We start from the raw sequence: 711 nt of genomic DNA, 5'->3' as shown, positions 1-711 counted from the left end.
AACGCCGCGCTTTTGCGTGTCGGCCCTGTTCGCCTGGGAAGCCCGCTTCACAGGCCACGCATGGCGCGGGGTGGAGCAGCCCGGTAGCTCGTCAGGCTCATAACCTGAAGGTCACAGGTTCAAATCCTGTCCCCGCAACCAAAACCGCTCAAAGCCCCTGACGGCTCCAGCCCCAGGGACTTCGTGCGTTCTAGGGCATGAGCACAGCAACGGCATGGGTTGGCTTCGCCTCCGCATTGCCCGCGGAGCAGACGACAAGCATGCGGCCCAAGACGCCGCGCACCTGCGCGGCCTTTCCGCAGACAGAATATATGCCGTCGCCAAATCCCTAAGCAATCTTCAACAATGGAACCGTGCAGCGTAAACCCCTGGCCTCCATAAAGGGCCGACGCCTCGCGTGCCGGTGCACCGGTAATCCGCCATGCGTCCGCAAGCTCGCCCTTCTGCTTCTGTGCCGACGAACGGTCTAGAGCATCGGACAGGTAAACGGACGCATATCCGGCAGCCCTGAGGTAGTTCCAGCACTCGTGTGGCTCAAACAAATCGCAGATGCCGCCGAGCGCTCGCCACAGCGCATCGAACGTTCGCGCCTCGGCCTTGCGCAGGTGCGCTTTGATCTTGGCAAAGGCCTGTTCAATCGGGTTCAGATCGGGCGAATAAGCCGGCAGAAACAGGAACCAGGCGCCGCGTTGCTTCAGGCACTGGGCGGCC

1 tRNA gene and 1 pseudogene are annotated in these 711 nt (G+C 62.3%); one reads left to right on the top strand and one right to left on the bottom strand.

Annotated elements, in window-relative coordinates:
- Positions 1 to 64: 64 nt before the first annotated feature.
- Positions 65 to 141, top strand: a tRNA-Met gene (locus KHP60_RS24875).
- A 347-nt stretch (positions 142 to 488) separates the two neighbouring features.
- On the opposite strand, the pseudogene KHP60_RS24870 reads toward KHP60_RS24875, so the two are convergent.
- Positions 489 to 711: pseudogene (locus KHP60_RS24870) on the bottom strand (transposase); the annotation flags it as partial.

Source organism: Microvirga sp. 3-52, from assembly GCF_018383585.1.
Classification (GTDB): Bacteria; Pseudomonadota; Alphaproteobacteria; order Rhizobiales; family Beijerinckiaceae; genus Microvirga.
Note: the sequence above shows the minus strand (reverse complement) of the source record. Positions and strands in the feature narration are given on the sequence as shown.